At 48.9% G+C, this 3,279-nt stretch carries 5 protein-coding genes and 1 pseudogene; all 6 read left to right on the forward strand.

Going from position 1 to position 3,279, the window contains the following annotated elements; all coding sequences use genetic code 11:
- Positions 1-113: pseudogene (locus ACJHVI_RS09265) on the forward strand (IS982 family transposase); the annotation flags it as partial.
- A 73-nt stretch (positions 114-186) separates the two neighbouring features.
- Positions 187-909, forward strand: coding sequence for a DUF4198 domain-containing protein (locus ACJHVI_RS09270; RefSeq protein ID WP_483184448.1), 723 nt, complete (start codon positions 187-189; stop codon positions 907-909).
- Between the two features lie 66 nt (positions 910-975).
- Positions 976-1,272, forward strand: coding sequence for a hypothetical protein (locus tag ACJHVI_RS09275; RefSeq protein WP_115218080.1), 297 nt, complete (start codon positions 976-978; stop codon positions 1,270-1,272).
- On the forward strand, positions 1,269-1,856 hold the full coding sequence (locus ACJHVI_RS09280) for a DUF6162 family protein (protein ID WP_483184449.1): 588 nt from the start codon (positions 1,269-1,271) through the stop codon (positions 1,854-1,856). Before ACJHVI_RS09275 ends, ACJHVI_RS09280 begins: the two co-directional genes overlap by 4 nt.
- A gap of 21 nt (positions 1,857-1,877) precedes the next feature.
- A complete protein-coding gene (locus tag ACJHVI_RS09285) occupies positions 1,878-2,768 on the forward strand; it encodes a metal ABC transporter solute-binding protein, Zn/Mn family (protein ID WP_483184450.1) in 891 nt (296 codons plus the stop codon).
- Positions 2,765-3,279, forward strand: a 515-nt coding sequence (locus ACJHVI_RS09290) for an ATP-binding cassette domain-containing protein (RefSeq protein ID WP_483184451.1), incomplete at its 3' end; no start/stop codon positions are given. The genes ACJHVI_RS09285 and ACJHVI_RS09290, both read left to right, overlap by 4 nt.

Genomic DNA, 3,279 nt, shown 5'->3' on the forward strand with positions numbered 1-3,279 from the left:
ATCGTTCAGAGAAGGGATTTTTGTCGAATCTGATTTCTGGATTAACGGCATATTGCTTGTTTGCGTATAAGCCGCAGATGTTTGGGAAGAATGCTTTGGCGGCTGCTAAATAGAGGGGGCTTATCCCGAACTCAGGTTAAGAATACTATTTTGTTTCATTTTCCATTTTTATCAAAGGATACTGCTATGAAAAAAACGCTTCTTGTGCTGAGTTTAGGTTTGTTGACGGTTGAAGTTTCCGCCCATGCTTTATGGATTGCCCAAGTCAACGGTGCGCCGACAGTGAGTTTTGGTCATACCGGCACCAATACCGATGCCTATGATGTCGGCGGCATTAAAAACACTTTCGCACTCAAAGCCGACGGCAGCAAAGCGGAATTGAAGGCGATTGCGAAAGAAGATTTTGTAGTCTTTGAGAGCTTGGAAGGTTTGGGTATTGTGACGGCGACGCTTGATGAGGGCTATATGACGGAAGACCCTAAAACCGGCGAAGAAATCAATAAGCGCGGCGATCAGGTAGAAGGCGCCACTTCTTCTTTCCGCGTGTTAAATTACACGGTTGCTTATCAAAATCCGCGCATTAAGCCGCAGGCTTTGGGCTTGGGCTTGGAAATTCTGCCGAGCGTGAATCCCGCTTCTTTGAAACAAGGCGAGATGCTGAAAGTGCAGGTGCTCTTAGACGGCAAGGCATTGGCGGACGCGCAAGTAAATAGCTATTATTTTGACGCAGAAGCCAAAACCTACAGCACCGATAAAGAAGGTTTTGCGAGCATTCCTGTCGCCACCAATGAGTTCAATATCTTAGATGTTGAGCATGAAATTGAAGATCCCAAAGATCCTTTTGAAGGTTTAGTGCAAAACAGCTCTTTAACCTTCCGCGCCAAACATAGCGGCGAACACAAGCATTAATCCCGTCGAAAGCACTTTGTCTGACAAAGTGCTTTTGTTTATGCACATTTTTACAGGAGTTAACAGATGAAAAAATGGCTTTGCCTCTTCATTCTCAGCCCGCTCGCCTATGCCCATTCCCCGCAATTAAGCTGCAAAATCGAGGCGGAAAACGTGCTTTGCACGGGCGGATTTTCCGACGGTTCTTCGGCTTTCGGCGTGGAAGTCAAAGTCTTGGATTACGGCGATAAGGTTCTGCATGAAGGACGCTTCGACAAAGACAGCCGCTTTAGTTTCGCCAAACCCGAAGGTGAATACTATGTACGTTTTGACGGCGGCAGCGGTCATCAATTAGAGCTGGATTATCAAGACATTGAAGAATGAGTGCCGAGCATCGCTTTATAGAAATCGTGCCGCCGGCGCGTGCCACTAAAGAAACGCTATATGTGCTGGCGGTGTGTGTGTTGAGCATTGTTGTGGCGGCAGGCATTGTGTGTATCAATCAGAAAGACAGTCAACTTCAGCAAAGCCTGGGCGCCGATGAAATCAGCCTGCGCTACGATTTGAGCGCGGCGGAGCAAGGTGTGTTTGCGGATTTACAAGTCGCCTTTGACGATTGGCTATTGCAAGATGAAAACGAACCGCCGCCCAGCGTTGCCGATTGGATTGCCAATGATTTTCCGCCTTTTAACGACCAAGCGGAAGCCGGACAACGCGGCAATCATCAATGGACGCTGCAGCATCAGGAAGGACAAGCCGCTTATTGGGGACAAAGCCAAGATGTGGCGACCGCCGGCAGTCTGCTCTGGCTTTTGCCGGCGCAGCGGCAAGGCAGCGATATGCAGCATTTTGAAGTCTGGCATCATAAAGGCAGCCCGACGGCATTGCCGCATCGTCTTGACGGCGAACATCTGCGCGCCGCCGGCTGGAAAAGAATTAACCGCAATGCCGACATTACCCGCTCTTAAACGTTTTAACAGGAATTTTTTATGAAACTCAAACCATGGCTTGCCCTATTTGCCCTTCTCAGCTGTCATGCCTTTGCCCAAATCCAAGTCGGTGTGACTCTGCACCCTTATTACAGTTTCGTGGCAAATATCGGTCAGGATAAAATCAAAGTCGTGCCGCTGATTCCCGAAGGCTTTAATCCGCATGCCTACGAGCCGCGCGCGCAAGACATTAAAAACATTAGCGGCTTGGATGCCGTGGTGTTAAACGACATCGGACACGACGATTTCGCCCGCAAAATGATTGCCGCCAGCGAAAATAAGGACGTTGCCATCATTCAAGCCAATAAAGACGTGCCGCTCTTAAGCGCCATGGGCTTAGACCAAAACAACCGCGAAGGAGTCATCAATTCCCACAGCTTTATTTCCATCAGCGCCTCTATGATTCAAGTCAATACCATTGCGCAGGAACTGGGCAAACTCGATCCCGATAACGCCGCTTTTTACCTGAAAAATGCGCGTGAATACAATAAACGGCTGCGCAAATTGCGCGCCGAAGCACTGGCGAAAATCCGCGATGTAGAAAATCCCATCTTAAAAATCGCCACCGTGCATAGCGGCTACGACTACCTCTTGCGCGAATTCGGTTTGGAAGTTACGGCGGTTGTCGAAGCCGCACACGGCATCGAGCCCAGCCCCGCCCAATTGAAAAAAGTCGTGGACTTAATCAAATCGCAAGGCGTGCATATCCTCTTTGCCGAAAAAGACAATCCCAGCCCCTACACCGCCACCATCGCCAAAGAAGCCGACGTACGCTTAGGCAGCTTAAGCCACATCATGCACGGTGCTTACTCTCCAGAATTATTCGAACAGGCCATGAAAGAAAATCTGGATGAAGTCGTCAAGGCCATACTGGAAAGCCAAAAACCATGATTAGCCTTGAGGACTATCAACGCCATCTGCACTATCTGCCCTATGCAGGACCGGAAATCGTACTGAAAAACCTTAGCGTACAATTTCAAAAAAGCACCGTGCTGAACAATCTCAACCTCCGCTTTGCCGCCGGCAAAACCACCGCCATTATCGGGCCGAATGGCAGCGGCAAAAGCACCCTGCTCAAAACCTTATTGGGACAATTCACCCATGAAGGCGAAATCGCCCTGCACTGGCAAAATGCGGCGCAGCGCCACATCGCCTATGTGCCGCAGCACATTGATTTTGACCGCGAACTGCCGATGAACGAAGAAGACTTCATGGGCATGCTCCTGCAAAAACGCCCCATCTTCCTAGGTTTGGCAAAACAAGGGCAAAGGGACATTTTAGGTGCTAAAAAGTTTGAAAAGCCTTATTCTGTAAGGCTTTTAGCGAGGTCAAAAGCTTTGAACACAAAAAATGCTTTTTCTGTGGCTCAAAACAGGTCAAAAAAGATGGCAGACAAAATCAT

This window comes from Suttonella sp. (assembly GCF_056855035.1).